Consider the following 26,332-nt stretch of genomic DNA (forward strand, 5'->3'; position numbering starts at 1 on the left):
TCATATGGAACCATTACATTTTATCACAAAACTACTCGATATCAAAGACCCTAATATCCAAATTATGGATGTTGTTAATAGAGATACCCACAAGGAAATCATCGCCAAACTGGACTACGAGGCTCTATCTTGTTCTGATTGCGGAAATCAAATGAAGAAATATGATTTTCAAAAACCGTCTAAGATCCCTTACCTCGAAACGGCCGTATGCCTACTAGAATTTATGAAAAGCGTCGTTTCAAGTGCTATCATTGCTCGAAAATAGCGGTCGCTGAGACTTCTCTCGTCAAGAAGAATCATCAAATTCCTCGTATTATCAACCAAAAAATTGCTCAAAAGTCGATTGAAAAAACTTCTATGACCGACATTGCCCATCAACTTTCCATCTCAACTTCAACTGTTATTCGAAAGCTTAATGACTTTCACTTTAAACATGATTTTTCTCGTCTTCCTGAGATTATGTCTTGGGATGTTGAAACAGTCAGGGGAGTGACTGTTTCAATCGGGAGATGAAGATAAGTTTCATTGCGTAAGATTTTAAAAAGCTCGATATCATCACTGTCCTTGAAGGCAGGACACAAACTATCATCCGAAATTACTTTCTTCGATACGATAGAAGTGTCCGTTGCCAGGTGAAAATCATTACGATGGATCGGTTTAGTCCTTATTATGACTTAGCTAGACAACTTCGCTTTCGAATTTCTAGGCTCAGGCTGAAACAGTCTCCCAGACTGTTTCACTCCCAAATGCTAAAATCGTTCTGGATCGCTTTCACCCTTCGTTATTATACTTCTAAACTCAGGCTAAAACAGTTCACTGGACTGTTTTACTCCAACACTTAAGCCGTGCTATGAATCGTGTGCGTGTCCAAATTATGAATCAATTTGAGCGAAAATCTCATGAATACAAGGCTATCAAGCGCTACTGGAAGATCATCCAGCAGGATAACCGTACATTGAGTGATAAGCGATTTTATCGCCCTACTTTTCATATGCACTTGACGAATAAAGAAATTCTAGACAAGCTTTTGAGCTATTCAGAAGACTTGAAACACCACTATAATGTCTATCAGCTCTTGCTTTTTCACTTTCAGAACAAGGAGCCTGAGAAATTTTTCGGACTTATTGAGGACAATCTAAAGCAGGTTCATCCTCTCTTTCATACTGTCTTTAAAACCTTTCTAAAGAACAAAGAGAAAATCGTCAACGCTCTTCAATTACCCTATTCCGACGCAAAACTAGAAGCTACTAACAACCTCATCAAACTCATCAAGCGCAATGCCTTTGGTTTTCGGGACTTTGAAAATTTTAAAACGAGAATTCTCATCGCTTTGAATATCAAAAAGGAGAGAACCAATTTGGTCCTCTCTAGGTTGTAACTTTTTATCAACCCACTACAGTTGACAAAAAGCCGATTTTCTAGGCCTTTTTAGCATATTTAAAACCACAATTATAATCGCTTATAATTTCTCAACATCCTTCACAAAACTTCTACGAACAGTACCACAATTTTGACAAATTTCATGATAGAGGGCAATACCTCCTGAAACGAATTTAGCCTCTTCACTGACTAATCCTGCATAACCTTTCAGTTGTTTTTTTACGACAAATTGGTCAGCACCACAGTGGGTACAAATTTGATTTTTCATGACTAGACCTCTTCATTTAAGCGGAAAATATCTTCAACGGACATGCCAAAGACACGTGCGATTTTAAGCGCCATTTCAAGTGAAGGGTTATATCGATTATTCTCCAAGTGGAGAATAGTTTCCCGTCGTACACCAATCTTATCCGCCAATTCTTGCTGGGTCATGCGGGCGTCTTCTCGGATGCCTTTTAAGTTTGTTAGAATTTTTCCCATATCTACCCCCTCTTTTCAAATATGAGGAAAAACAGGTCAAAAAACACAATCATGGATGCAGTAAAAATCAAAACCATGCCTGTTCTTAGGGTGAAGGGAAGGAAAAATGTTACTATGCTCAACACTATCAGAGATAGAACTATCAGTACCAGGGTTGTGCAGGCTGCCTTTGCCAAGTTCATATAGAAACGCTCGTCTGCTTGTTCATCAACTTTTTTTAATGCAAAATAGAGAAAGCAAAGAATGAGGACAAACAAGCCAGAACCTAGAAAAAGGTGTTTCAGCCAGATAGGACTAGTAGCTGGTGTGATTATCCAGATACCTTTAGTGTAAATGGCCATAGCGGTAAATAAGGTCATACCATATAACTTCTCTGTCAGTCCAAAATACTTTCCCTCGTCTGCTTGAGATTGTGCCTTGGAAACAAGCCAGAAAATAAGTCCTTGCATGGTAATCGTGACTAGAAAAACAGTGTGTTTTATCCAGGGGGAATTACTTGGCGGAGTTAATAGCCACAGTAGTAGCATAACAGGTAACCAAGTCCAAATTAACCATTTTTTGATGTGTTTCATCTTATTCTTCTTTCCTGTCTTTAAAGTAGAAGGCAGAAAATCCAATGGCACTACCGATAATTGGTGTAAGGCTAATCAATATTTTAGCCAAAAGACTGAGGTTTGTAGCTAGAAAAACGTAGCTAATAATGGAAATATTGGTCATCAGTGTCGAAATGATGAGCCCTATTTTTTGTGATTTAAACATGATGTGTTCCTCCTTTGTTAGAAATAGTTCACATTGAACAGTAAAATTTTTAGGCTTGTGCCTAATGGCAGATTTTCTTGTGAGAAAGGATTGGTGACCGTAGCATTTGTTATAAATATCTCACCTCTACGTTATAATTATATCACATTAAAAAAGAGAATACAAGTATTAAATCAAAAGATATTTTCTAATCTTTTCTCAATCAGACAAAATTTATCCAGAAGAATAGTTTAAGCAGGAAAAAAGCCCAGAAACGTTGGTTTCAGGCTCTATAATTTCTGTAGCGGGTAAAACCACTGTAGGAATTATGGAGTCTATTTTTTGTAGAAAAAAGCCCCATAAGACCTATAATGAAAAAGTGACCAAACCCTCATTAGAAAGAATCTTATGGAACAATTAAATTTTATCACAAACATACTTGGAATTAATGACAAAAATATTATTATCTTAGATTATCTTGATACTGGAACGCATAAAGAAGTCATTGCTAAGCTCGATTATCCTGCCTCTAAATGTCACAACTATCAAGGACAAATGGCTAAATATGACTTTCAAATAGAATCCAAAATCCGCTACCTCGAATGTGCTGGCTACAAGACTCTCATTCGATTGAAAAAACACCGTTTCCGCTGTAAAGACTGTGGAAAAATAGCCGTCTCAGAGACTTCCTTAGTCAAGAAGAATCACCAGATCGCAACCATCGTCAAACAGAAAATCACTCAAAAATTGATTGAGAAAGTCCCTATGACAGCTATCTCCGAAAGTTTATCTGTCTCCACTTCGACAGTCATTCGTCAGTTACATAAATTCAAATTTAAGACTGATCTTAACCACCTTCCAGAACACATGAGTTGGGATGAATATAGCTTCAAGAAAAGAAAGATAATCTTTGTTGCACAGGACTACGATACAAGAAAGATCCTAGCTATCTTAGATGGGCGGACTCAAGCAACGATTCGCAATCACTTCCTGCGCTATTCCAGACAGGTCCGAAATAGCGTGAAAATCATTACCATGGACATGTTTAGTCCCTACTATGACTTAGCTAAACAGCTTCGATTTCTAATTTCTAGGCTCAGGCTGAAACAGGCCCCCAGACTGTTTCACTCCCAAATGCTAAAATCATGCTGGACCGTTTTCACATTGTACAACATCTCAGTCAGCCTATGAGTCATGTCCGTGTTCAAATCATGAATCAGTTTCATCGAAAGTCTCATGAATACAAGGCTATCAAGCGCTACTGAAAGATCATCCAGCAGGATAGCCGTAAATTTAGTGATAAGCGATTTTATCGCCCTACTTTTCGTCTGCACTTGACGAATAAAGAAATTCTAGGCAAGCTTTACAAGCTTTTGAGCTATTCAGAAGACTTGAAATACCACTATAATGTCTATCAGCTCTTGCTTTTTCACTTTCAGAACAAGGAGCCTGAGAAATTTTTCGGACTTATTGAGGACAATCTAAAGCAGGTTCATCCTCTCTTTCATACTGTCTTTAAAACCTTTCTAAAGAACAAAGAGAAAATCGTCAACCTCTCCAATTACCCTATTCCAACGCAAAATTAGAAGCAACGAATAATCTCATCAAACTCATCAAGCGCAATGCCTTTGGTTTTCGGAACTTTGAAAACTTCAAAAAACGGATTTTTATCGCTCTGAACATCAAAAAAGAAAGAGACTGGGACAAAAGTCTAACCTTAAATATAAAAAGCGAACAAAATCAGTTATCTGACACTCAGAATTCTGTCTTGTTCGCTTTTTTGTCTAATCTATCGATTTTAAAAATTTATAATAAAGAATTCCTAAAATCAAAATCTTTTTGTTCCAGACTCTTTCTAGATCTTAGCTGACTTCAACCCACTACAGTTGATAAAGAGCCGTTTTTTAAGACAAAGCAAAAAGCCCACTGTTGTAGGCTTTCTGTAAGATATTTCTTAAAATTAAAGCATTTTGTTGTAGAATTCAACGACAAGTGCTTCGTTGATTTCTGGGTTGATTTCGTCGCGTTCTGGCAAGCGAGTCAATGAACCTTCCAATTTTTCAGCGTCGAATGAAACGAATGCTGGACGTCCAAGAGTAGCTTCTACTGCTTCAAGGATAGCTGGAACTTTCAATGATTTCTCACGAACTGAAATCACTTGACCTGGAGTTACGCGGTATGATGGGATATCAACGCGTTTTCCGTCAACAAGGATGTGACCGTGGTTTACGAATTGACGAGCTTGACGACGAGTAGTCGCAAGACCAAGACGGTAAACAACGTTATCCAAACGACGTTCCAAAAGAAGCATAAAGTTGAAACCTAGGATTCCGCCTTTGATCTTAGTAGCTTGTACGAACAAGTTACGGAATTGTTTTTCACCTACACCGTAAGTGAAACGAAGTTTTTGTTTTTCAGCCAATTGCAAACCATATTCTGACAATTTAGAACGGTTGTTTGGTCCGTGTTGTCCTGGTACGTAGTTACGACGTGCCAATTCTTTACCTGTACCTGTAAGTGAAAGGCCAAGGCGACGAGCTTGTTTCCAAGATGGTCCTGTATAACGTGACATATGTATGTCCTCCTGATATAAATAATATTTGGCGGAAATAGTCACTTAGAAAGCCCTGATTCGTGCAGATGCCCTTCGCCTAAACAGCCAAGGTTACTTGTCATAAGACACCTGTTGACGAGCTTCATGCTTTCCTGCTGCTATTTCACACAAAGGCTATTGTACCATGAAAAGCTAGATTTGTAAAGGGGTTTTACGCCTTTATTTTAAATTAAGGCTGAATGTAAACTTGCTTCCTAAGCCATATTGACTTTCTGCTGTGATTTCCCCACCAAGCTGATGGGCTAGTTCTCGCGCAATCGCAAGACCAAGACCATGACCACCTGTCTTCATGTTACGCGAAGTTTCTACACGATAAAGTCGTTTAAAGATCTTTTCCAAATCCTCAGGAAGGATCCCCTGACCCTCGTCTTTCACACTGATTCTCAGCTCTTGTTCTGTTAATTGGGCAAGAACCTCGATTCTGGTTCCTGGTTCTGAATATTTAAAGGCATTGTTTAACAAATTGACCAGAATGCGGGAAAGTTTGTCAGGATGGCTCTTGATTTTCGCCAACTCAGGTGATACTTGAATGTAAACATCCCGCTCCTCTTGTTCAATCTGGAGTTGAAATTCACTCATTGACTCAATCAACAGCTGATCTAAAAAGACCTCTTCGACTTCCTCATCAGCAGTTTCTTGAGGTTGTGTATTGAGAGTCAAAACATCCAATTCCTCCACTAGCTTGTTTAGACGCTCAGTTTGCCGACCAATCGTGGTTAAGTAGTGGAGTCGCTCCTCTTCCTTAATAACTCCATCTAGAATTCCCTCCACAGTAACCTGAATAGAGGTAATGGGAGTTTTAATATCGTGAGAGAGCTGCGCAATCATCATTCTCTTTTCTTGCTCGCTCTCATCAAGTGATTGAAAGGTAGCTTGCAAATTGTGGGACATGTCATTAAAAGCCTGGCCCAGCTCTTGAAATTCTAATGGGCCTTTGGTTTCAATTTCTGCGCTGAAATCCTTGCCTGCTATATCCTGAGCTTGTTTTTTCAAATGTTTCAGAGAAGAAAAAACAGGCGACAAAAGAAAGATGCTCACTGCAGCGCCAATGAAACTAGCAATCAAGGTCATTCCAACTAGAAAGTAAACTTCACTTTTCTCGATCAACATTCGTTGGACTGCCCAGAAAACGACCAAAATCGTTAGCAGAGTCGACACTAGATACCCCACTAAAATATAGTTTTTTAATTTCATTTTCTACCTCTTGATCTTTCCATCTTATAGCCCAAACCCCAGACAGTTTTGATAGCAGGAGCATTTGAATTTGTATACTTGGTCAACTCTTGCCTCAAAGCATGGATATGAACATTGAGTGTATTGGTATCATCCACATAGTCCTCTTGCCATACCTTCTCGTAAAGTTCCGTCTTTGAAAAGACTCTCTCGGGATTGCTGGCTAATACCCATAGAAGTTCAAAGGATTTTACTGTCAATTCCAAAGGTTGCTCCCCAATGCGAACTTCATGAGTCACATGGTTGATTACCAAGTCACCAAACTCGATCTGTTCTGTCTCTCCTCCACGGCTAAGGCGACGCAAGATATTATTCACTCTTAAAACCAATTCGCGTGGGCTAAAGGGCTTGACTATAAAATCATCTGCCCCCAAACTTAAGCCATAAATCTTATCCTGTTCGCTTGTCTTAGCAGTTGTAAAGAGGAAGGGTTGATCCGGAGCGATATACTGAACTTCACTGATAAAATCATAACCGTCCATATTGGGCATCATGATATCTGTGATGATGAGGTCGATAGATTTTTTTCTGAAAAGTTCTAATCCCTCCTTGCCATCATGGGCGACTAAAACATCGTATCCTGCCTGTAAAAGATAGCGGTTTTGAATATCTAGAATATCTATCTCATCATCAACCAGCAAAATTGTCTTTTTCATCTGACACTCCTTCGATAAAAACAGTGTTATACTTGCTTTAGTATAACACTATTTTCTCTAATATTTAAATGATTTGAATCTTAATCTTCTCGTTTGGTTGTCAAACCCAAAAGTCCAACAAGGCCTGCCAAGGCTAGACCAAAGATACCAAGGCCAGCTGTAGCTGTTTTAGCTTCCCCAGTATTTGGTAGCATCGCTTTATCATCTTTTTTCATCATATTAGTCATTGGGCTAGAAGCTGGTTGATCGGTCTTCATGTCTGACATACGATGATTTGTGCCCATCATACCCTCAGTTGTACCTGTAGAGCCTGTTTCAGAAGGTTTCGTATTCATCTGACCTTGTTGAGATGGTGTTGACGCCATTTCTTTTCCACGAAGCTGAATCGTTACTTGACGAGTAGCTACTAGATTGCTCAAATCAGGTTTGCCATCTTTAGCTCCATAGACTTTAACAGTAGCTAGATATGTATGGGTTCCGTTAGCTCGAAGTTGATCCAGCAAGGCCTGACCATCTTTGCCAACCGTATTGCCATTCAAATCCACTTCGTAGAAATATTGGCCTTTAGCCAAGCCTTCAAGTGGCAATAGGGCAGGATTTTTAGCTGTTCCGTTGTCTGACCATGGGGCTTTGTCTGAAGCTTTTAACAAGAGGCGAGTCAACATACCATCTCCACCAAAAGCTTCGTACGGAATAACTTGGTTAACACCTGCCAAGAATGGACCTGGAACATTTGCTTTTTCAAGGTAGCTAGCTGGAACATCAATGCTATTTTTGATGTTATTAGCAACAGAGTCTTTAACCTGATTTGATGTGGTCAAGCCAGACTCTTTAACCTGATTTGGTGTGGTCAAACCATTCAAATTAACAGTCAAATCTTTAGTCGCTACCAGATTAGTTAAGTCAGGCTTGCCGTCTTTTGCACCGTACACCTTGATAGTAGCTTTATAGCTTTGTGTACCATTTTGTTTTAAGAGATCAAGTAGCTCTTTATCAGATTTACCTTGGGTGCCTGCTAAATCCACTTCGTAGAAGTAAAGGCCTTTGCCCAATTTTTCTACTGGTGGAAGAGCAGGATTTTTAGCTGAACCGTTGTCTGACCATGGAGCCTTGTCGGATGCTTTCAAGATCAGGCGAGTTAACATGCCGTCTCCAGCGAAGAATTCATATGGAATGACTTGGTTGACACCAGCTGTAAATGGGCCTGGGAAATTGGCTTTGTCAAGGTAGCTAGCCGGAACATCTACTGTGTCTTTAGTATTGTCAGCCACACCTTTTTGGACTTCAGCTGAGGTGGTCAAACCATTCAAGTTGACATCCAAATCTTTAGTTGCTACCAGATTAGTTAAGTCAGGCTTGCCGTCTTTTGCACCGTACACTTTGATGGTAGCTTTATAGCTATGTGTGCCATTTTGTTTCAACAAGTCAAGCAGCTCTTTATCAGATTTACCTTGGGTGCCTGCCAAGTCCACTTCATAGAAGTAAAGGCCTTTGCCCAATTTTTCTACTGGTGGAAGAGCGGGATTTTTAGCTGTTCCGTTGTCTGACCATGGAGCCTTGTCAGAAGCTTTCAAGATAAGGCGAGTCAACATACCGTCTCCAGCGAAGAATTCGTATGGGATGACTTGGTTGATACCGGCGGTGAAGGGACCAGGAAAGTTAGCCTTGTCCAAGTAAGTGGCTGGGACATCTACTGTATCTTTTGTATTGTCAGCCACACCTTTTTGGACTTCAGCTGGGGTGGTCGCTGGTTGTGCTTCACTAGCTTCACGGTCTTGTCCAGAAACTGTAGGCGCAGGACTTTCCACAGGTTTAACTGCATCTTCTGTTTGTTTCTTAGAGTCAGGTTGTGCTTGTACTTCTTCTTTTGGCGCTACTGCCGGCTCTTTAGCAGTTGCGTCCGCTTTTTCTGAAGAGCTTGTAGTATCCAAGCTTGCTTTAGGTGCTGAGTCTGCTTGTTCTGAAGGAAGAGCTACATCGACTGCTTTTTTGAGAACCTCTGCTGGTAAGTCGCTCTTTTCACTCACCGAAGCAGCGTCTGGCACGACTTGGGCAGGGGTCGGATTGACGACATCAGCACGTGCAGAACTTGGTTGACCAACTAGGACAAAGAAGCCACTAGCCACAACAACTGAAGCAACACCGACACTGAGACGGCGAATAGACCAACGAGTATATCTCTGATTTGGATTGAATTTCATAGGATTCTCCTTAGAGTTTTTCTTTATTTGATGGCTCTAGTATAATCTCCTAAAATTAAAAAGGATTAAGAAAAAGTTAAAATTTTTCTTAAATCCCTCTTATAAAATACTTATATTGATTCATTAATCATTGGGGAAGAAAACAGCCCTTCCTCTCCTACTCACTAAGCTCTGTTAGAGTATCCAAATGTTGGTTATTAATCACCGCCATGATATAGGCGCCTGACCGTAAAAGGTCATCGGGGCCGAATTGAACATCTAGAGGAGAATTTTCATAGTCACGAAATCCAAGTACATTGAGATTGTATCGCCCACGTAAATCTAGCTGGCTAAGGCTTTTCCCCGCCCAAGATTGGGGGATTCTCATCTCGACAATTGAAACATTCTTGTCCAACTGAAAGACATCTACGCTGTTATGAAAGAGAATTCTCTGCGCTAACGAACGCCCCATTTCAAATTCCGGTGAGATGACCGAGTCCGCACCAATTTTCTCCAGTACCTTTTTGGCCATATGACTTTTTACCTTGGCAATGACGGTCGGCACCCCTAGACTTTTACAGTGCATGACTGCAAGAACACTGGATTCTAGATTTTCCCCCGTTGCGACAACCACGGTATCGCAGGTGTCAATTCCAGCTGATAGAAGGAGTTCTTCATCCGTGATATCTCCAACAACCCCACGCGCCAGCACGGGTTCAAATTGATTAATGCGCTCCTCGTGGTCATCAATAGCAATGATATTCATATGATGCTTGGCAAGAGCAGCCAAAACACTACTCCCAAAAATTCCCAAACCTAAAATTCCAATTGTCCGATCTGACATCGTTTTTCCTTTCTTATCCGATAGTGATATCTGCTTTCATATAGTGAATCAAATCTTTCTTGTCTGGCTTATATTCTGCTAAGCTGACCAGTAGTGTCAAGGGGCCAATACGGCCAATAAACATCAGCAACATAACGATACTAAGGGCTAACTTACCTAACTCTGGTGTTAAATTTGCCGTTACCCCAACAGTAGCAAGTGCTGAAATGGTCTCAAACATGAGATAGATAAAGCGCGGATTTCCTTCTGCTGTTATCCCTAGTAAAATCAAGCCCAGTAAGAAAGTCAACAAGAAGATAATAAAGACACTGAAAGATTTTTGTACGGTTCGAGGTTCAATGGTCCTCCGAGCTACATTGGCATGAGGCAAGCCCAATAATTCACTGCGAGCAAAGACCAACAAGACAAAGAAGGTCGTAATCTTGAGTCCCCCTGCTGTCCCTCCAGGTGCCCCGCCCAGAAACATCTGCAAAATGTAGATCAGTAAGGTAACTGGTCGAGCCTGGGTGTAGTCAATAGAGGCAAAGCCTGCTGTCCTCATACTGACAGTCTGGAAGAAACTAACCAATAGTTTCTCTGGGACGCTGAGATTCCCAATCGTCCCTAGATTGTTCCACTCGATTAAGAGAGTCGATACTGTTCCAAAGAGCAAAATTCCCGCCGTTAAAAAGAGAACCAACTTGGTATGGAAACGCAGGCGGCGTTTTTTCTTTTTCCCAAACTGGATCGCTAGGTCAAACCAGACCATAAATCCTAGGCCACCCGTTATAATCAATCCTGCAATCACTAGATTGATCAAAGGGTCCGTCTGAAAGACTGCTAAACTCGTACTTCCAAAATTATCAAATCCAGCATTGCAGAAAGCTGAAATAGCCAAAAAGATAGAGGTTAGAATCCCTCGCCCCCATCCAAATTCAGGAATGAAGCGGAAACTCAGGAGAAAGGCACCGAGCCCTTCTACCAGAAAAGTCGTCAAAAAGATCGAGCGGATGAAGTCCCTTAAGGACTGGGTTTCCCCATAACTAAAACTTTCTTGAATAGTCTCACGGCTACGAAGACTGAGCTTTTGTTTCCCTTGGATATAAAAGATTCCAATAAAGGTCATAAGCCCCAATCCACCGATCTGGATCAACAGCATGCAAATCAACTGGCCCCAGATATTGTAAGTAGAGGCCACCGGCTGGGTGAAGAGCCCTGTCACACAGACCATGGACACAGTCGTAAAGAGATGGTCAAAGTAGGTCGCTTGTGACGTTGCTGCTTGAACCAAGGGTAGGCTTAAAAGGAGAGAACCCAAGAAGATTACTAGGGCAAAACTTAAAAAGATGCGACGAGCTGGTGATAATCGAACTAGCGTCGTCTTTATTTTTTCAAAAAATGATTTGAATACCATAGCTACATTGTACCATAAAAATAGTAAGAGCACTCACATGTGGTGCATAATAGCAAGACAGAGTTCGAGGGCCTTATCAAAAGCTTCTACGCCCCAGTCACGACTGTCGTAGTTATCTAGATCCGCCAGGGAATCTGCGGTAAAGAGCAGTTCTCCCCAGACAACCCTACGTAACTGAGCTACTGCCGCAAGAGCAGAGCACTCCATCTCCACAACAGCACAGCCTTCTTCCTTACGATAGGCAACCTTTTCAGCTGTCTCTCGGTAAAAACCATCTGTCGTCCAAGTCATAACCTCCTCGTAAGGAATGCCTCTTTGTTCCAAGACTTGCTCAATGGCAGAGATAGCCTCAATCTGCATCTCCATATAACGAAAAGGTGCTACATAGTGGTAGCTGGTCCCCTCATCTCGCAGAGCGCGAATAGGGATGAGAAAAGCATTCTCCTCTATATCGGCTAGGACGCCACAGGTTCCAGTGGAGATGATTTGCTCTACACCATAGCCAATCAACCAATCCATAAACTGGGCCGCTGGGGCAGAACCAACGGGCGCCTGGGTCAGACAGATCTCCTCACCCTTGTAGTTGACGACATAGACTGGATAAGTCTTGGTGGCAGAAACGAACTCACCAACACAGTCCGCTCCTGCTTCCTGAGCGTAGCGGTCAATCTCTTCCTCCAAAAATGCATAGATGCATTTCTTTGGCAACTTTAAGTCCAATCCCTCATGTGTTGGCATAAGGACCGCCTGGGGATTGTCATCAAACTCCAAAATGGGAATCGCATGTTTCTGAATCATAGCCCACCTCCTCTAATTTTGTACTATTGTATCAAAAGCTGGCGAAGTGTCAAGGAGTTGTCTTTAGCAAGCCAGAAATCTCCTCTTCCATACACTTGAGAAATCGTTGCACCGCTGGAGAAGTCGGTTTCTGTTTTGGCAAAGTCATTGAGGACTTATGAAGAATACCAAATCCAACAACAAAAAAGACATGAATCTGAAATAAGCAGAACATGTCTTTTTTAGCTTGTTTGAAAGTCAAGTAAATAAATCTTAGCTCTTCTAGAACTCCCTTATTTCCACAAACCACCTAAAATCTGTTTTTCTAATAAGTCTAGGTCCTCTTCCTTTATTTCTCCGTTGTCGCTAACGATATAAAGTTGAGCGAAGTAAGCCAACAATGGGCCAACACAAATACGAACCATTTGAGGAATCGTTAACTCTGGATTTACACGTGGATCTGCTATCAATTCCTTACGGAGTACTCGAAGTTTATCTTGAATAGCATTCCAGATAAAAATCTGTTCATTTTTTAGTTTTTTATTTGAAAAACTCTCCTGCAGAATGATTTTCATCAAAGCACGATTTTTTTTGAGATAGCTCATACGATCGTGGACGAGATAACGAACCCTCTCTTCTGTCGTTTCAAAAGCTAAGAGTTCCTCAAAAAAACTACCGAAAATGCCTGGGACTACAGGATGTAAAATAGCCGTCAGTAAATCATCCTTCGTCTTAAAATACTTAAACAAAGTTGCCTGGCTTAGTCCAGCACGCTCAGCTATGTGAAGAGTTGAGGTCCCATGGTAACTCCTAGTTGATATGAGATCCACTGCTGCCTGCATGATTTTTTTCTTTCCTTGAGGGTAATTCGCTTCTTCTAAGTAATCTTCAAACGATTCAAAAACAGTCTTATCCATCTAATCTTCACACCTTTTTAGCATTATTTATGTTGATTTCTAAACTTTACGATAACGACGCAATCCAACAATATTAAGAATTGTTAAAATGATCAAGAAAATCATTAAAACACCAAGATTTGACAAAATATCACCAAGATTGTGTCCGTAAAGAATAATCTGGCTTATTGCATCACCAGAATAGGTTAATGGCAAAAATTTCCCCACAGTTGGAGCCCATTCTCCCATGGATGACAATGGAATAATTCCTGAGAAAAAAAGTTGGGGCATAATCACGAGAGGAATAAATTGCATCATTTGGAATTCTGATTTTGCTAGAGTAGACAAGAGAATTCCAAAAGCTAGTGCTACAAGAGCCAGTACCACATTAACTATTATAACATTTAAAATATTTCCTACAACTTCTACATCTAGTAGCCAAATTGCTGCTAAAACGACAACTGCCGTTTGAAAAATCGCAATAATACCGTAAGACAACATATAGCCATAGACGATTTCAGATCGTTTCACTGGTGTTGCTAACAAACGTTCTAGTGTTCCACTGGTGCGCTCTTTCAAAAGTGCCATACCAGAAATCAAAAAGACAAAGAAGAAGACCACAAAGCCAATTAAAATTGGAATCATACGTGCAAAGAATCCAGTATTTTTATCTCCATATTGGTAAGATTCTTTGATTTCAGGCGCCTTTGCATCTAATTTCAATTGTGGAAGAGCCTGTTTGACACGAGATAATAACTGATCGGTGCCTTCATTGACGATACTTGTTCGTAACACTTGTCGTGTCATAGTTGTTTTAGAAGCATCTGTATTTGCGTAGTCGACCTGATACTCACCGTCTTTATAAGAAATCACAGCATCGACTTTTTCATTTGCTAGCGCTTCTTTGGCCTGATCTAAGTCTTGATAAGTCTCGATGTCCACATGATCAAGCTCATCCATTTTCGTTACCAAACCAGTTGGTAGATCTTGTGTCGCTAACTTGACATTCACGGTTGTACTAGCTGAAAACATGAGGTTCATCAGCCACATAATAAATACCGGCGCTACAAACATCATAGCCAAGGTTCGTTTGTCACGAAGCAATTCTTTGATAACTTTTTTAGCAATAGCAATGGTTCTCATCTTACTCTCCTTCTGCTTTCAAAAATACTTCTTCAATACTTGAAACTTGATAACTTTCTTTTAAGTGTTGCGGTGTATCAAAAGCAATGATTTTTCCGCCTAATAATAAGCCGACCTTATCCGTCAACTCTGCTTCATCCATAACATGGGTAGTAACTAATATCCCAACCCCATTGTCTCTAAGCGCGAATAATTCTTTCCAGATTTTCTTTCGAAGAGAAGGGTCGATTCCAACTGTCGGTTCGTCCAAAATCAAGAGTTGAGGATTTCCTAAAAGCGCGATAGCCAGCGACAAACGCCGTTTCATTCCTCCAGAATAACCAGATACCGCCTTGTTTAAGTAGTCTGTCAGATCTACTACTTGAGCTATATAAGCAATTTCCGCCTTCAGGTCTTTTTTAGAAAGCCCCTTTAGCTGACCAAAAAATTCCAGATTTTCTTGGCCTGACAAGGTCTCGTATAAAGCATCTGATTGGGCCATATAGCCAATATCTCCTAAAATATAGCGATTGGGCATAGTGTGATTTAACACTAAAGCTAGGCCTCCATCAGCCTTTTCCATTCCTAACGTAGTCTTAATCATAGTTGATTTACCAGCACCAGACGGACCAATTAAGCCTATAATTTCTCCTGGCTGCAATTCAAAGCTGACATGTTTCAAAACTATTTGATGGTCAAAAGATTTTACTAAATCTTGTAAATGTAGTAATGTTTTCATTTGCTTCCTCCTTTGTGAGTGATTACTCACTTACTAAATATGAACCTATTATAGTGAGTGCTTACTCACTTGTCAAGAAAAAAGTTGAAATTCTTTAAAAAATAAAGCACCAGATATTATTATCTGATGTTTATAATGCACATGTCTTATTTCTAAAAATGTTTTTGAACTTCCTCTCTATACTCCGAAATGGTCTTTCCTGTCCACTTTTTAAAGGCCTATTTTTCCTCTACTTTTCTCGGCTAATCCAACCATCGTCATTGCTATCGCAACTCTAATGACCTTGGTAATGGGAATTCATTTTACTCATTTTTATATGAAACAGACTAAGAAATTTTCAAGACCTAATTGAAACCAAATTAGCCCTTGGAAGTCAAAAAATCCTCGAACTCTACGCTGACCGTCTAGCAGAATCAGACCAAATGCGGCATGGCATTTCTAAGAATTCGGTTAAGGGACGTAACCTACAAGCTGCTTACGTGGATGGATTGACTTTGGGAAACTTCTTCGCCTTCAACCAAGAGCTAAATAAAATGGGCGACGAAGCGCTCCCTTTTAAAATTCACCCTGAACATTTTATATTTGCTGGGGTGCACGGTGGACAGGAAGTGATGAAGTTGATTGGAGAGTACGGACAACCAACTTATCAAAAAATCTTTATCAGTCTAGATGCTGAAAAACCAGTCATTCCTGATGCTGATACAAAAATTTCTATGGCAGGTGATACAGCTACTCTCATGTCCGATCCAAGCCTTGATATCAAGATGTATGGCATGCACCAGTTCAAGATGAAAAAAGGTAGACTTCGCATCAAATTAGGTGTCTTTTCCCCAGAAGCAGCTCCAAGCGAGATGGTACTCGGTCACCACGAACACCTAGCAGTTGAATTTTTCAATTCCCTCGCAATCGCCTATCAAAACAAAACATTTAGGGGAAAACTACTCAATACTCTCTTAAAATTCAAGAAATTTAAGTAAACAAAAACGGGAGACTTAACAATTTAGCCTTTGAAAGCTACGATTATAAAACCACTCATAAAATATGAATCTACGATACAAAAAGGATAACATTGCTCTTAGAATGCTATCCTTTTTTGTTTATCCTTGTCCGCCAGGAGCTGGTCCTCCACCTTGAGGACCTCCATTCGGTCCACCGCCTCCAGGCATAGAATTGACGATTTCCGTTTGTTTTTCGCCGTTGAGGTAGATATCTCCACCTGTGTAGGTCGCAGTTCCATCAAAGTCAAAACCTGTCTGACCAGTCATTTTAATGGTTCCGCCTGTGACCGTGATATTGCCGTTTGAGTCAATTGGGTCTGTATCCCCTTGACCAACTTCTACTGTCAGGTTACCACCGTTCATGGTAAAGAAAATCTCACTTTGTTGGGCGTTTTTATTAGCTGCATTGACTCCATCATCTGTCGAATAGATGGTAATGTCCCCACCGTTGATAGTGATGGACTTACCTTCAAGTCCTTCTGTCGAATTCTTGACGGTGTAGGTCCCACTATCGATGACGAGGTCTCCAGAAGCGTGGATGCCATCATCTCCTGCTGTAACGGTGATGTTGTTATTAGATAGGTACATGGTTCCGACTGAAGTATCCTCATCATTATCCACCTTGACTCCGTCTTCTTTAGCATCAATGATCATGGTCGTACCAGTGATATTGAGTTCATCATTTACATTAAAGGCATCGCCAAATGCTGTGATGTTATAGGTTCCACCTGTGATGTGGAGGGTGTCGTTAGCCTTAATACCATTATTTTTCTTTCCTTCTACATTAAGAGTTCCTTTCCCGTTGATGGTTAAATCCACCTTAGAAAAGAGAGCTGCGTCGGCTTTTTCGTCACTGTTCGAGCTTGAGTCAGAGAGACTGTTGGTGGTTCCTTCTGCCAGAGTCAGGTAGACGTGGCCGACTGATGTCGCAGATATCGCTGCATTGGTGTTGGTCATGGTGACACCTTTTAAGACTAGCTGAACATCTGCTGACTTATCTGCCTCGACCTTGATCTGAACTCCGTCAGACTGACCTGAAATTACATAGGTGCCAGATTTTGTGATGGTCACTGTTGAGCCAGAAACTGTCACGCCATCTCCAGAGACGTTTGCAGATGAGCCAGATAGCTCAATCTTAGAAGCTGTGCTTTCATCATAAGAAGTATCATAGTCCTTCTCTGTAAAATAGGATGATTGATTTGTCTTTGTTGAAGTTGTTGTGGCACTATTTGTCGTTTCATTGGTAGTGGATGTAGTTGTTGACTGGGCACATGCTGCCATCAGCACCATTGCCGTTAAACTCGTTGCGAGTAGGGCCCATTTTTTTGATTTCATACCTTTTTCCTCTCCTTCGTATGATATAGCTAGACAGTCTACTGAAGATTCCTGAAACAAAACTAAAACTTTTCTGAAAGTTTCCTTAAATTCAGTTTGGATTAGATTTCGCCTAGTAATTTTTTAGAAAGGGCTGCTAAAACAATTTTTGAACTCTAGACTACCTTTAATAGATTTTTAAAACCAACATCCCTCAGTGCGATGTTTCCTTGACCAAGAAAGCAAAAAAGAAGAAAAATTTATAAGATTAGAGTTCATAAAAAGAACAGCCTGGGCTGTTCTTTTTAGTTTTCTTTAACTGGGATTTCCTTAATGACACGCGCAGGATTGCCACCTAGGACAACATTGTCTCCGAAGGACTTGGTAATCACGGCCCCTGCTCCCGCCACTACGTTATTGCCCAGTGTCACTCCAGGAAGGACAATGACGCCACCTCCAGCCCAGAAATTGTCACCGATGGTGATGGGCTTGCCGTATTCGACCCCTGAATTGCGTTCATGCGGATCCAGTGGATGGAGTGGGGTTAAAAACTGACAGTTGGGGCCAAGCATGGCATTGTTACCGATGCGAATCGGACAAACATCCAGCATGGTCAAGTTCCAATTAGAATAAAAATTTTCCCCTAGATGAATATTGACTCCATAATCGACCACCAGACGTGGATTGACATAGAGATTTTCCCCAGTTGAACCAAACCAACTTTTGATAATCTCCGCCCCTTTCAAGGGATCTAACTCCTGGTTGAAATCTGCCTGCTTCTGACGTGCTGTCTGAACCAAGACCCGCAACTCGGGGTCAAACGGATGATAGGGCTCTCCCGCTATCATTTTCCGGTATTCACTGGTCATCTTAATACCTCACACTTACTTTGAGGTCATCATATCAAAAAGACTTTGAAAGGTCAAGAATAGCCTGCTTTCTAAACTCTCAAAACCAAGCCCTCTCCCAAGTCAAAACAACTTGCTTGACAAAAGCTTGACTTCATGGTTTAATATACCCCATAAGGGTATGTTTGGAGGTGCCTATGTTTCACTTATTTACAAAAATTGACAGTATTTCTACCAGCGAGTTAGAAGTTAAACTCAAGGAACCGATTCAACTACTGGATGTTCGAACGCCTACGGAATTCCGTAGAGGTCATATCAAAAACGCCAAGAATGTTCCTTTAACAGAAATCGGTTCTTACACACCTGCGACAAAAGAAACACTTTATGTCATTTGTCATTCTGGTGTACGAAGCAAACTAGCCGCTAAAAAGCTAAAGAAAAAAGGTTACGATGTCGTCAATGTTCGAGGCGGTATGAGCGCTTGGAAAGGTAAGGTCATCTAAAAGCATAAAGGAGAAAGTCAATGAAAGTTATCATTGTTGGAGGAGTTGCAGGCGGTATGTCAGCAGCAACCCGCCTCAGACGTCTCATGGAAGACGCTGAAATCACTATTTTTGAGAAAGGTCCCTTTGTTTCCTTTGCAAACTGCGGACTTCCTTACTATGTTTCAGGAGAAATTTCAAACCGTGATAGTTTATTAGTCCAAACTCCTGAAAGTCTCAAAGCACGCTTTAATCTCGATGTGCGACCATTTCACGAGGTCATCCAGATTTCGCCAGAAGAACACACTGTGACGGTGCGACACCATGGACAGGAATTCACAGAAAGCTACGACAAGCTGATCCTCTCTCCAGGAGCTAAACCGTTTGTTCCTGCCATTGAAGGTTTGGCAGAAGCTAAGAATGCCTACACGCTTCGCAATGTTCCCGATCTCGATGAAATTATGGCGGCCTTGGACAATCATCCAAAAGAAGCTGTCGTCATCGGTGCAGGCTTTATCGGGCTTGAAATGGCTGAAAATCTGGCGAAACGGGGATTGCAAGTCACCATCGTGGAGAAAGCACCGCATGTCTTACCACCATTAGATCAAGAAATGGCGGCCTTTGTCCAAGCAGAATTGGTTAAAAACGGCGTTCGCGTTATCACTTCTCAGTCTGCAACTCGATTTGAAGACCAGGGAAAAGTCATCGTTCTCGAAAACGGTCAAAAGATCACTTCTGACCTCACCATCCTTTCTGTCGGTGTTGAACCTGAAAATGAACTAGCTAAAGTTGCGGGGATTGAACTGGGACTACGTGGCGGTATCCTGGTCGACGAACACTACGAAACCAGTCAAAAAGATATCTTTGCAGTCGGGGATGCCATCGTCGTCAAGCAAGAGATTACAGGCCAAGATGCCCTCATCTCTCTCGCTTCTCCTGCCAATCGTCAGGGACGCCAAGTCGCGGACGTCATCGCAGGACTCGGTCGTATAAACAAGGGCAGCATCGGCACTGCTATCGTTCGTGCCTTTGATATGACCGCTGCTTCGACTGGTCTCAGCGAGCGTACTCTTCGTACCAACCAAATCCCATATAAAGCCCTTCATGTCAGTGGAAAAGACCACGCTGGTTATTATCCAGGCGCTACTGATATGACCTTGAAACTCCTCTTTGACCCAACCACTGGAAAAATCTACGGTGCCCAAGGAGTTGGGAAGAAGGGTGTTGATAAGCGAATCGATATCCTTGCAACTGTTATCAAGGGGAATCTCACCGTCTTTGACTTACCAGAATTGGAGTTCACCTATGCGCCACCATTTGGCTCTGCTAAGGATCCCGTCAACATGCTGGGCTACGCGGCCTTGAACCTAATCGAAGGTTTAAGTGACAATATTCAATGGTACCAGCTCGAAGACGAACTGGCAAAGGGCAAGAAATTCCTAGATGTACGAACAAGTGGCGAATTCCAAAGTGGTCGACTCAAAGTCGATACCATCCACATCCCCCTAAACGAACTACGGGAACGCTTGGATGAACTAGACAAGAACCAAGCCTACATCGTTAGCTGCCACAGTGGTTTGCGCAGCTATATCGCAGAGCGTATCCTCAAGCAAGCAGGATTTACCGTCCAAAACCTTGACGGCGCTTATTCACTATACAAAATGGCTAATCCAGAAGGAGTAGAATATGCTAACTAATATCAGCATGGCTGACTTTTATGAAAAATATCAAAATGAAAATCTAGATCTTATCGATGTCCGTGAAGTACATGAATTCCAAGCAGGACATGCACCAGGTGCCAAAAATCTTCCGTTAAGTAGCTTGGAGCAAGGCTACAAAGAACTCAAACTGGACCATGAATACCATGTCATCTGTCAAGGTGGAGTACGTTCCGCCTCTGCCTGTCAATTTCTCAGCGCCCAAGGCCTCAACGTTACCAATGTAGAAGGTGGTATGAATGCTTGGCCTGGTCAAGTAGAATAAGCAAACGAAGCTAGGCAAAAATCAATTTCAAGAGAAAATGAAGTAATACTCAATGAAAATTAAAGTGCAAACTAGGAAGCTAGCCGCAGGCTGTACTTGAGTACGGCAAGGTGAAGCTGACGTGGTTTGAATTTGATTTTCGAAGAGTATAAATCTCCCCACAATAAAACGCATAGTATCAAGGTTTTTCAACACCTGATACTATGCGTTTTTTAATTTTAAAGACTTTTTACTAGCCTCTCTTGATTCACATTAAACTATTCTAATAGTAGATAGACCTTTGCAACTCTTGTCTCAAAAATTAGTTTATTTCCGTTTGATTAGGTACTGAACAGCCTTTTCCAAGCGTTCCTTTTGAGCCTCAGGGTCCTCTAGCGGTTGGTTGATGCAAGCGGTGAGATTTTCGGTAATCATCATCTCAATCACGCGCTCAACACTGGAGCGAACTGCTGTCAACTGAGTAATGATATCTGCGCAGTCACGATCTTCATCGATCATCTTTTGAATCCCACGCAACTGGCCCTCTGAACGTTTCAGGCGTGTTATATACTTTGAGTTTGTCATTGATTTATCCTTGGTCACTTTTTCTTCATTATATCTCGAATACGGTTCTTTGTCAAAATTCTCATCCTATCTGTCTTTATAGGAGGCAAGCTTTTCTCTGGATTGGATAGAAAAATCTGCTGAACAGGAAAAAGGAGAACTAAGGCTGTTCTCCTTGAAGTACGATTGGGAAATCAAGTTTCCGATTAGTTATGCCTTATATCTTGGACAAAAAGGCTAGGATCACTATCCCATAGACTAGAACTAGAGCCAGCCCAAATCCGATACCAAACCACTTGTAAAACTTGTCCATTCCACTGTAACGTTCGACATAGGCCCTGGCCGGCTTGTCTGGATCATACCAGACCGTCAGCTCCGAATGAAGGGGGAAATGGGTCTGCATCAAGCGTTTGAAGGAAACAAAGGAGTTACTGTAGCGAGTGATTGAAGGCGCTAGCATATCTTCTCTTGTATAGTCCTTTAAAAATTTAGTAGTCCCCCACGGAATTGTGACCGTTTTGAACATAAAATACTGCAAGGTTTTCTTATAAGCAATCCCATCCACCGTGTATTCGACGATAGGTGGATACCCCTCACGAAAACGGCTATAGCCGATAACCGTTCCAGGAACGGATGACTTGGCAAGGCGGACCAACTTCTGATCCCGAAGATAGAGGAAAAGAAAGGTCCCACACACAAATACAAAAGATAGGAAGATGACGATTGTTCCAACTATCAAACCAATCACTTCTTTAGTCATATGAACTCCTCCTGTTATTCTATACAGTAAAATCTCAAAACTAACTCATCCAGAAAAGACATCGAAGCCCTGGAGTCTACTCTTCGGATTTTTCTTTTGACTGTTTTTCTCTTAAATCTTTCACAGATTTCGATATGATATCTCTCACCTGTTCGTCAGTAAGTCCTGGAATCTGGTAATAGGGATTATTGGACTCGCTTTTTGACGGTTTTGTTCCTGAATTTTCGGTTTTAGAACTTTGTTCAGTCGAAGACGAGGATTTCGACTCTGAGGAACTGGACGACTCAGACTCAGAAGGCTTGGACGTTTCAGGCGTTTTAGAATCAACCTTAGGTGGCTTGTTTACTTGGTCGTTCGGCTGTTTCACAGGTTTATAGAATAGCCCAAAAGACAACAGCAAGGCTATCAAGATCCCAATACCAGCCAAGGTTCTTTTATTTGCTTCAGCCGAGGGAACCTTTACTCCCTTTGTACTGAGTATTTTCCATTCTGGATGCTCTTTTTCTATAGCTTTTTTCTGTCTCCTAAGAGGACCAAGTAGAAAATGATTAAAAGGCACAATCGTTACCATAGCCACCGTTATAAGCGGGACATAATTGGAATGACTTGATACCAGTAGAACATCGAGTATAGCGAGAAGAATGAAGAGGAAACGCCCCACAAACTTACGAACTTGATGCTCTTTTTTGATTTGCAAATATCTCTCTTGTGACATCATTATCTCCTCTTTTCTATTTCTCTTCCCTAAATAATACTTTTCCCTGCTTGTATTTTCGTACGGCTAAAATCCAGCGGATTGGATTGTTTTGAAATAGTAGAAGAACCACGCTAATTGGGACGATCGTTGCTCCGATTGGTACCATGAACATGGACGGCTTAAACCATTCCTGTTCATAGTAAGGAATGAAAGTCGCAGGTATAGCAAAAAATACAACAATAACAAAAACAAATAGAAGAACGAGGATAACAAATAGATACAAGATGATTTTATCAACTGTTGGTTCCTTATCTGGTGACTTCCTCCAAAAAGTACTACTTTCAACCGCATCTTTAAACTGTTCTTCACTTGCTGGAACAAGCGACTTAGCCCCACTGTAGAAAAGTTTTTCAAATCCATAAACACTTCCGATAAAAACAAAAAGGATTGCGGCTAGATGGATAGGAATCATCCACTCACTCAATCTAAAGGGCATTATCAAGGAACGAATCCAAATACTGATGATAGCAACTAGCAAGAAAGCAAAAAAGAGAATCCAAGACCACTTGGATTTCTTTGAACTGATGGCGCCTTCACTATCTGGCAAGTTGCTAGATTCTGTCGTTAATGCCTCTCTCGTCCTTGTGTTATAGTAGATGGATTGCTGGCTTCCTTGGCCTATATAAATGATTTTTCTCATCTTACATTTCTCCCTCTTTTCCTCGGCTATCGTCCTGTAATGTCTCCATCAGCTCTTTGAACAGTCGTTTGCGCGTTTTCATCTGAAATTCATAGACAATATAAACAAGTGAAAAAATCCCTAACATATACATCATCAAGAACAGAAAATCAGAGTAGGTAAAATAACGATAGATGGAAAACAGAATCATGAGAAAACAAAAAACCTCAACTAGGACTGTCCATCTAGATTTTCTTCTAAGTGTTTTAATATTGGCTTTTGTTAACCTAACTTTTCTAAATCTATCTGTCTTCATTTTACGTCGGGTAGATTTGGCAAGGAGAATTGTCCCGAAAATTAAAAACAGAGACATCAAGATAAAGAAAAGCAGATTGAAAGGTGATGAGACATCTCCAAAGGTTTGGTTGAGCAACTTCGACAGCCGTTGCAAGGAAAAGACTGCAATAGGAGCTGCAATGGCTGAATAATTCATGCCTTGTTTTACTTCATAGAATACTTGATTTCTCAGATCATAATAAATAAAATAGTCCTCCAGAGGGCCCATATTGATTAATTTTTTTACACTTGTGTCCATCTTATTTCCCGTCTCCTAAACTCAATACGGATGTTCAAACAGAGTTCGACTTTCTCTTAAAAGCTTCGTGACAACGATTGCGAGCATTCTAGCCGATTTTTCGGCCTTTGCCTTCCTAGAGAAAGAAAAGTTTATTAGTATTATAGCATGAACCCCCAGAAAAGGGAAAATATCCCTGACCGATACCTTAGCTAGAGTCAAAAAAGGCTTCGTCATTTCATACAAAAGCGAACAAGTCCGCGTTCTAAAAACAGAATGCGAGCCTGTCCGCCTTTTTCTATGTATATGATGTGTTTTCTTCATCTCATCGTGCCAAGCGAATGCGGGTCACAATCCCGTCTGGGTCTATAAGATCCAACTCACTCGAATGTAACCACTTGATCGGAGCTTCCACCTCTTGTGCTTGCTCAACGATGGCTAAGAGTTCTTCCTTGCTTTCGACCTCAAGGACGTAGTAGGACAAGCCAGGCAAGCCCGATTTACGCGGAGCTAGACCTTTTCCAGCCCATTCGTTGACAGCCAGATGGTGATGGTACTTCCCGGCTGCTATCCAACTGGCACTAGGAATAGTAAATTTATCCTCTAGCCCTAACACTGTTTGATAAAACTGACTCGCCGCACGGCTATCCTTAACCGATAGATGGATATGCCCCATTCTCGTCCCTTCAGCTAGGAGAAAGGGATCTACCTTTTCCCCTAACTCATAAATGTCCTGTGCCGCAAGGGCCTCTGTCACACCGATAATGCGGCCGTCTTCTCGAATATCCCATGAAGACACTGGCTTATCACGGTAGAGTTCAATGCCATTTCCTTCCAAATCCTCCAGATAAAGGGCCTCACTGTATCCATGATCCGCACCTCCGACCAGAGGAATGCGCAAATCACTTAGGTGTTTCAGGACATCAGCCAAGGCTTTTCGTGTCGGCAACAAAATTGCCAGATGGTAGAGCCCATAATGCTCCCTTACTTCCCCAGCTTTTTCTGTCTGAATCAAGTGGACCAAGGCTTTTCTACCAAGTCCCAAAATCGCTTCTGTCTCTGTTTGAGATAAAATCTCCAAACCAATAATCTGGTGATAAAAAGCCGTTTGACTCTTCAAATCCTTGACATTTAAAACCACCTCGGCTAGGTAAATGTGGCTCTGGTATGCATAAGTCATAGGGTGTCTCCTTTTGTTTGTTGTAACTTTATCCGTTACATCAATTATACACTATTGAGATAAAATGTCAACGAAGTCAACTCAAAAGAGCTGGAAACCAGCTCTTCTTTTTATTTGACAACAAGCTCGTAGCGAGTTTTGCTGGTAAAGGTTTCCCCTGCTTTGAGAATAACTTGGTCTTTGAGGTCACTGTGAATGGCATCTGGTAAAGCTTGCGCTTCAAGGGCAATCCCATTGTGCTGAATCATTGGCTGACCAGCTATGATGACACTCTCATCTACAAAGTTTGCTGAGTAGACCACAAAGCAAGGAGCCTCTGTCTTGAAAAGTAGGAAACGACCTGAGTTTTGGTCATAAAGGAAACCAGCATTGTCATGACCTGCAGGAAGGGCAAATGGGTGATCCAAACCAGATACCAGCTGGATTTGCTCATCTTTCTCTGCAAAGATATCCTTCAACAAAGCACCATTGTAGATGTGTTTAACAACATCACGAGTGGCATCTGGAGTCTTAGCTGGAACACCGTCTGGAGCGATTGGGTAAATGCCCTCCGTATTTAGCTGAAAGACATGGCGGTCAACTGTCTGCGTGAAATCACCAGACAAGTTGAAGTAGCTGTGATTAGTTGGATTGACCAGCGTATCCTGATCTGTCGTCACCTTATAGCTGACTTCGTAGGCACCAGTTTCTTCCAAGTGGTAGCTAATCCAAATCTTGAGATTGCCAGGAAATCCTCCTGTCCCGTCTGTACGCTCGGTGTAGAGAGTCAAGCCATGGTCGCTCACTTCTACCAATTCAAACAAGCTGGAATCCCAACCTGTTGAACCACTGTGGTTACAGTTGCTAGCATTGTTGACTTCAAGATCATAGGTCTTGCCATTGAGCTCAAATGTCGCACCAGCGATACGGCCTGCTACTGGGCCCACACTAGCTCCATGCTTGGGACTATTGCCTACATAGCTAGCAAAATCATCAAAGTCTAAGATAACATTGGCAAAATTTCCAGCCTTGTCAGGTGTGACATAGCGCAAAATGGTCGCACCATAAGTCATAACTTCAAGCTGATAACCACCATCAGTCTCAAAGCGATAGGCCAAGACATCCTTGCCCTCATGATTTCCAAATACACGCTCTGTGTATGCTTTCATTTTCATCTCCTGTTTTCTATTTCTATTAAGTAAACAAACTATAGAAAGCATATTCACCATCTATGGTTGTAGTT

General features: G+C 41.5%; 27 protein-coding genes and 2 pseudogenes. 6 read left to right on the top strand and 23 right to left on the bottom strand.

What is annotated here, in order from left to right:
* The first annotated feature begins 4 nt into the window (after positions 1 to 4).
* Positions 5 to 1,378: pseudogene (locus STO1_RS09165) on the top strand (ISL3 family transposase).
* 81 nt (positions 1,379 to 1,459) lie between these two features.
* On the opposite strand, the gene STO1_RS09170 reads toward STO1_RS09165, so the two are convergent.
* The 4 genes from STO1_RS09170 to STO1_RS09185 are packed head-to-tail and all read right to left on the bottom strand — an operon-like array spanning position 1,460 to position 2,619.
* A complete protein-coding gene (locus STO1_RS09170; RefSeq protein WP_045618078.1) occupies positions 1,460 to 1,648 on the bottom strand; it encodes a hypothetical protein in 189 nt (62 codons plus the stop codon).
* A gap of 2 nt (positions 1,649 to 1,650) precedes the next feature.
* On the bottom strand, positions 1,651 to 1,860 hold the full coding sequence (locus tag STO1_RS09175; RefSeq protein WP_045618080.1) for a helix-turn-helix transcriptional regulator: 210 nt from the start codon (positions 1,858 to 1,860) through the stop codon (positions 1,651 to 1,653).
* 2 nt (positions 1,861 to 1,862) lie between these two features.
* Complete coding sequence (locus STO1_RS09180; RefSeq protein WP_045618082.1) at positions 1,863 to 2,432, bottom strand: hypothetical protein; 570 nt, start codon at positions 2,430 to 2,432, stop codon at positions 1,863 to 1,865.
* A gap of 1 nt (position 2,433) precedes the next feature.
* A complete protein-coding gene (locus STO1_RS09185) occupies positions 2,434 to 2,619 on the bottom strand; it encodes a hypothetical protein (protein ID WP_045618084.1) in 186 nt (61 codons plus the stop codon).
* Between the two features lie 387 nt (positions 2,620 to 3,006).
* Between STO1_RS09185 and STO1_RS09190 the strand changes: the two are divergent.
* Positions 3,007 to 4,294, top strand: a pseudogene (locus tag STO1_RS09190) (transposase); the annotation flags it as partial.
* A gap of 264 nt (positions 4,295 to 4,558) precedes the next feature.
* On the opposite strand, the gene rpsD reads toward STO1_RS09190, so the two are convergent.
* From rpsD to STO1_RS09245, 10 genes are all read right to left on the bottom strand, one after another.
* Complete coding sequence (gene rpsD / locus STO1_RS09195) at positions 4,559 to 5,170, bottom strand: 30S ribosomal protein S4 (RefSeq protein ID WP_000092756.1); 612 nt, start codon at positions 5,168 to 5,170, stop codon at positions 4,559 to 4,561.
* Positions 5,171 to 5,371: 201 nt separating this feature from the next.
* Complete coding sequence (locus tag STO1_RS09200; protein WP_096422898.1) at positions 5,372 to 6,406, bottom strand: sensor histidine kinase; 1,035 nt, start codon at positions 6,404 to 6,406, stop codon at positions 5,372 to 5,374.
* Entirely contained in the window at positions 6,403 to 7,101 is a 699-nt protein-coding gene (locus tag STO1_RS09205) for a response regulator transcription factor (protein WP_096422900.1), read from the bottom strand. The genes STO1_RS09200 and STO1_RS09205 overlap by 4 nt, the downstream gene beginning before the upstream one ends.
* 80 nt (positions 7,102 to 7,181) lie before the next feature.
* On the bottom strand, positions 7,182 to 9,302 hold the full coding sequence (locus STO1_RS09210; RefSeq protein ID WP_096422902.1) for an SSURE domain-containing protein: 2,121 nt from the start codon (positions 9,300 to 9,302) through the stop codon (positions 7,182 to 7,184).
* A gap of 157 nt (positions 9,303 to 9,459) precedes the next feature.
* Positions 9,460 to 10,125 (bottom strand): potassium channel family protein, encoded by a 666-nt coding sequence (locus tag STO1_RS09215; RefSeq protein WP_001283890.1) that lies wholly within the window; start codon positions 10,123 to 10,125, stop codon positions 9,460 to 9,462.
* Positions 10,126 to 10,138: 13 nt separating this feature from the next.
* On the bottom strand, positions 10,139 to 11,518 hold the full coding sequence (locus STO1_RS09220) for a TrkH family potassium uptake protein (protein ID WP_096422904.1): 1,380 nt from the start codon (positions 11,516 to 11,518) through the stop codon (positions 10,139 to 10,141).
* Positions 11,519 to 11,551: 33 nt separating this feature from the next.
* Positions 11,552 to 12,316, bottom strand: a complete 765-nt coding sequence (locus STO1_RS09225) for a nucleoside phosphorylase (RefSeq protein WP_096422906.1) — start codon at positions 12,314 to 12,316, stop codon at positions 11,552 to 11,554.
* A 272-nt stretch (positions 12,317 to 12,588) separates the two neighbouring features.
* Positions 12,589 to 13,212: a TetR/AcrR family transcriptional regulator gene (locus STO1_RS09235; protein ID WP_084940375.1), complete on the bottom strand. Its 624-nt coding sequence runs from the start codon at positions 13,210 to 13,212 to the stop codon at positions 12,589 to 12,591.
* A gap of 39 nt (positions 13,213 to 13,251) precedes the next feature.
* Entirely contained in the window at positions 13,252 to 14,334 is a 1,083-nt protein-coding gene (locus STO1_RS09240) for an ABC transporter permease (RefSeq protein ID WP_096422908.1), read from the bottom strand.
* 1 nt (position 14,335) lies between these two features.
* Positions 14,336 to 15,052, bottom strand: coding sequence for an ABC transporter ATP-binding protein (locus STO1_RS09245; RefSeq protein WP_096422911.1), 717 nt, complete (start codon positions 15,050 to 15,052; stop codon positions 14,336 to 14,338).
* Positions 15,053 to 15,474: 422 nt separating this feature from the next.
* Between STO1_RS09245 and STO1_RS09935 the strand changes: the two genes are divergently transcribed.
* A complete protein-coding gene (locus tag STO1_RS09935) occupies positions 15,475 to 16,029 on the top strand; it encodes a hypothetical protein (RefSeq protein ID WP_231869998.1) in 555 nt (184 codons plus the stop codon).
* Between the two features lie 120 nt (positions 16,030 to 16,149).
* Here STO1_RS09935 and STO1_RS09260 read toward each other — a convergent pair whose 3' ends face one another.
* The gene (locus STO1_RS09260) at positions 16,150 to 17,385 is read right to left on the bottom strand and encodes a carbohydrate-binding domain-containing protein (RefSeq protein ID WP_096422913.1); all 1,236 of its coding nucleotides are present in this window, start codon (positions 17,383 to 17,385) and stop codon (positions 16,150 to 16,152) included.
* Between the two features lie 284 nt (positions 17,386 to 17,669).
* A complete protein-coding gene (locus STO1_RS09265) occupies positions 17,670 to 18,233 on the bottom strand; it encodes a sugar O-acetyltransferase (protein ID WP_096422915.1) in 564 nt (187 codons plus the stop codon).
* Between the two features lie 176 nt (positions 18,234 to 18,409).
* Here STO1_RS09265 and STO1_RS09270 point away from each other — a divergent pair, with 176 nt between their 5' ends.
* From STO1_RS09270 to STO1_RS09280, 3 genes are read left to right on the top strand one after another with little or no spacing between them, the layout of a single operon-like run.
* Positions 18,410 to 18,715, top strand: a complete 306-nt coding sequence (locus STO1_RS09270; RefSeq protein ID WP_096422917.1) for a rhodanese-like domain-containing protein — start codon at positions 18,410 to 18,412, stop codon at positions 18,713 to 18,715.
* A 20-nt stretch (positions 18,716 to 18,735) separates the two neighbouring features.
* The gene (locus STO1_RS09275) at positions 18,736 to 20,391 is read left to right on the top strand and encodes an FAD-dependent oxidoreductase (protein ID WP_096422919.1); all 1,656 of its coding nucleotides are present in this window, start codon (positions 18,736 to 18,738) and stop codon (positions 20,389 to 20,391) included.
* Positions 20,381 to 20,677, top strand: coding sequence for a rhodanese-like domain-containing protein (locus STO1_RS09280; protein WP_096422921.1), 297 nt, complete (start codon positions 20,381 to 20,383; stop codon positions 20,675 to 20,677). The genes STO1_RS09275 and STO1_RS09280 overlap by 11 nt, the downstream gene beginning before the upstream one ends.
* 306 nt (positions 20,678 to 20,983) lie before the next feature.
* Here the strand turns inward: STO1_RS09280 and STO1_RS09285 are convergent, their stop codons facing one another.
* The 7 genes from STO1_RS09285 to STO1_RS09315 all read right to left on the bottom strand — a co-directional run bounded on the left by STO1_RS09285 (position 20,984) and on the right by STO1_RS09315 (position 26,258).
* Positions 20,984 to 21,241: a metal-sensitive transcriptional regulator gene (locus STO1_RS09285; RefSeq protein ID WP_000185157.1), complete on the bottom strand. Its 258-nt coding sequence runs from the start codon at positions 21,239 to 21,241 to the stop codon at positions 20,984 to 20,986.
* Positions 21,242 to 21,437: 196 nt separating this feature from the next.
* A complete protein-coding gene (locus STO1_RS09290; protein WP_007522615.1) occupies positions 21,438 to 21,980 on the bottom strand; it encodes a DUF3592 domain-containing protein in 543 nt (180 codons plus the stop codon).
* A 76-nt stretch (positions 21,981 to 22,056) separates the two neighbouring features.
* The gene (locus STO1_RS09295) at positions 22,057 to 22,695 is read right to left on the bottom strand and encodes a hypothetical protein (RefSeq protein WP_007522613.1); all 639 of its coding nucleotides are present in this window, start codon (positions 22,693 to 22,695) and stop codon (positions 22,057 to 22,059) included.
* Between the two features lie 16 nt (positions 22,696 to 22,711).
* Positions 22,712 to 23,377 (bottom strand): hypothetical protein, encoded by a 666-nt coding sequence (locus STO1_RS09300; RefSeq protein ID WP_007522611.1) that lies wholly within the window; start codon positions 23,375 to 23,377, stop codon positions 22,712 to 22,714.
* Between the two features lies 1 nt (position 23,378).
* A complete protein-coding gene (locus STO1_RS09305; RefSeq protein WP_033583574.1) occupies positions 23,379 to 23,951 on the bottom strand; it encodes a hypothetical protein in 573 nt (190 codons plus the stop codon).
* A gap of 304 nt (positions 23,952 to 24,255) precedes the next feature.
* On the bottom strand, positions 24,256 to 25,110 hold the full coding sequence (locus tag STO1_RS09310) for a VOC family protein (protein WP_096422923.1): 855 nt from the start codon (positions 25,108 to 25,110) through the stop codon (positions 24,256 to 24,258).
* A 110-nt stretch (positions 25,111 to 25,220) separates the two neighbouring features.
* Positions 25,221 to 26,258 carry an aldose epimerase family protein gene (locus STO1_RS09315; protein ID WP_000649395.1) on the bottom strand — a complete coding sequence of 346 codons (1,038 nt, stop codon included), beginning with the start codon at positions 26,256 to 26,258 and terminating at the stop codon, positions 25,221 to 25,223.
* Between the last annotated feature and the right edge of the window lie 74 nt (positions 26,259 to 26,332).

Source organism: Streptococcus oralis subsp. tigurinus, assembly GCF_002356415.1.
GTDB lineage: Bacteria > Bacillota > Bacilli > Lactobacillales > Streptococcaceae > Streptococcus > Streptococcus oralis_F.

What these genes read in the sequence shown, in the direction of transcription:
- STO1_RS09170 (WP_045618078.1), bottom strand. Translation starts at nt 1,648, where the DNA reads ATGAAAAATCAAATTTGTACCCACTGTGGTGCTGACCAATTTGTCGTA.
- STO1_RS09175 (WP_045618080.1), bottom strand. Translation starts at nt 1,860, where the DNA reads ATGGGAAAAATTCTAACAAACTTAAAAGGCATCCGAGAAGACGCCCGC.
- STO1_RS09180 (WP_045618082.1), bottom strand. Translation starts at nt 2,432, where the DNA reads ATGAAACACATCAAAAAATGGTTAATTTGGACTTGGTTACCTGTTATG.
- STO1_RS09185 (WP_045618084.1), bottom strand. Translation starts at nt 2,619, where the DNA reads ATGTTTAAATCACAAAAAATAGGGCTCATCATTTCGACACTGATGACC.
- rpsD (WP_000092756.1), bottom strand. Translation starts at nt 5,170, where the DNA reads ATGTCACGTTATACAGGACCATCTTGGAAACAAGCTCGTCGCCTTGGC.
- STO1_RS09200 (WP_096422898.1), bottom strand. Translation starts at nt 6,406, where the DNA reads ATGAAATTAAAAAACTATATTTTAGTGGGGTATCTAGTGTCGACTCTG.
- STO1_RS09205 (WP_096422900.1), bottom strand. Translation starts at nt 7,101, where the DNA reads ATGAAAAAGACAATTTTGCTGGTTGATGATGAGATAGATATTCTAGAT.
- STO1_RS09210 (WP_096422902.1), bottom strand. Translation starts at nt 9,302, where the DNA reads ATGAAATTCAATCCAAATCAGAGATATACTCGTTGGTCTATTCGCCGT.
- STO1_RS09215 (WP_001283890.1), bottom strand. Translation starts at nt 10,125, where the DNA reads ATGTCAGATCGGACAATTGGAATTTTAGGTTTGGGAATTTTTGGGAGT.
- STO1_RS09220 (WP_096422904.1), bottom strand. Translation starts at nt 11,518, where the DNA reads ATGGTATTCAAATCATTTTTTGAAAAAATAAAGACGACGCTAGTTCGA.
- STO1_RS09225 (WP_096422906.1), bottom strand. Translation starts at nt 12,316, where the DNA reads ATGATTCAGAAACATGCGATTCCCATTTTGGAGTTTGATGACAATCCC.
- STO1_RS09235 (WP_084940375.1), bottom strand. Translation starts at nt 13,212, where the DNA reads ATGGATAAGACTGTTTTTGAATCGTTTGAAGATTACTTAGAAGAAGCG.
- STO1_RS09240 (WP_096422908.1), bottom strand. Translation starts at nt 14,334, where the DNA reads ATGAGAACCATTGCTATTGCTAAAAAAGTTATCAAAGAATTGCTTCGT.
- STO1_RS09245 (WP_096422911.1), bottom strand. Translation starts at nt 15,052, where the DNA reads ATGAAAACATTACTACATTTACAAGATTTAGTAAAATCTTTTGACCAT.
- STO1_RS09935 (WP_231869998.1), top strand. Translation starts at nt 15,475, where the DNA reads ATGCGGCATGGCATTTCTAAGAATTCGGTTAAGGGACGTAACCTACAA.
- STO1_RS09260 (WP_096422913.1), bottom strand. Translation starts at nt 17,385, where the DNA reads ATGAAATCAAAAAAATGGGCCCTACTCGCAACGAGTTTAACGGCAATG.
- STO1_RS09265 (WP_096422915.1), bottom strand. Translation starts at nt 18,233, where the DNA reads ATGACCAGTGAATACCGGAAAATGATAGCGGGAGAGCCCTATCATCCG.
- STO1_RS09270 (WP_096422917.1), top strand. Translation starts at nt 18,410, where the DNA reads ATGTTTCACTTATTTACAAAAATTGACAGTATTTCTACCAGCGAGTTA.
- STO1_RS09275 (WP_096422919.1), top strand. Translation starts at nt 18,736, where the DNA reads ATGAAAGTTATCATTGTTGGAGGAGTTGCAGGCGGTATGTCAGCAGCA.
- STO1_RS09280 (WP_096422921.1), top strand. Translation starts at nt 20,381, where the DNA reads ATGCTAACTAATATCAGCATGGCTGACTTTTATGAAAAATATCAAAAT.
- STO1_RS09285 (WP_000185157.1), bottom strand. Translation starts at nt 21,241, where the DNA reads ATGACAAACTCAAAGTATATAACACGCCTGAAACGTTCAGAGGGCCAG.
- STO1_RS09290 (WP_007522615.1), bottom strand. Translation starts at nt 21,980, where the DNA reads ATGACTAAAGAAGTGATTGGTTTGATAGTTGGAACAATCGTCATCTTC.
- STO1_RS09295 (WP_007522613.1), bottom strand. Translation starts at nt 22,695, where the DNA reads ATGTCACAAGAGAGATATTTGCAAATCAAAAAAGAGCATCAAGTTCGT.
- STO1_RS09300 (WP_007522611.1), bottom strand. Translation starts at nt 23,377, where the DNA reads ATGAGAAAAATCATTTATATAGGCCAAGGAAGCCAGCAATCCATCTAC.
- STO1_RS09305 (WP_033583574.1), bottom strand. Translation starts at nt 23,951, where the DNA reads ATGGACACAAGTGTAAAAAAATTAATCAATATGGGCCCTCTGGAGGAC.
- STO1_RS09310 (WP_096422923.1), bottom strand. Translation starts at nt 25,110, where the DNA reads ATGACTTATGCATACCAGAGCCACATTTACCTAGCCGAGGTGGTTTTA.
- STO1_RS09315 (WP_000649395.1), bottom strand. Translation starts at nt 26,258, where the DNA reads ATGAAAGCATACACAGAGCGTGTATTTGGAAATCATGAGGGCAAGGAT.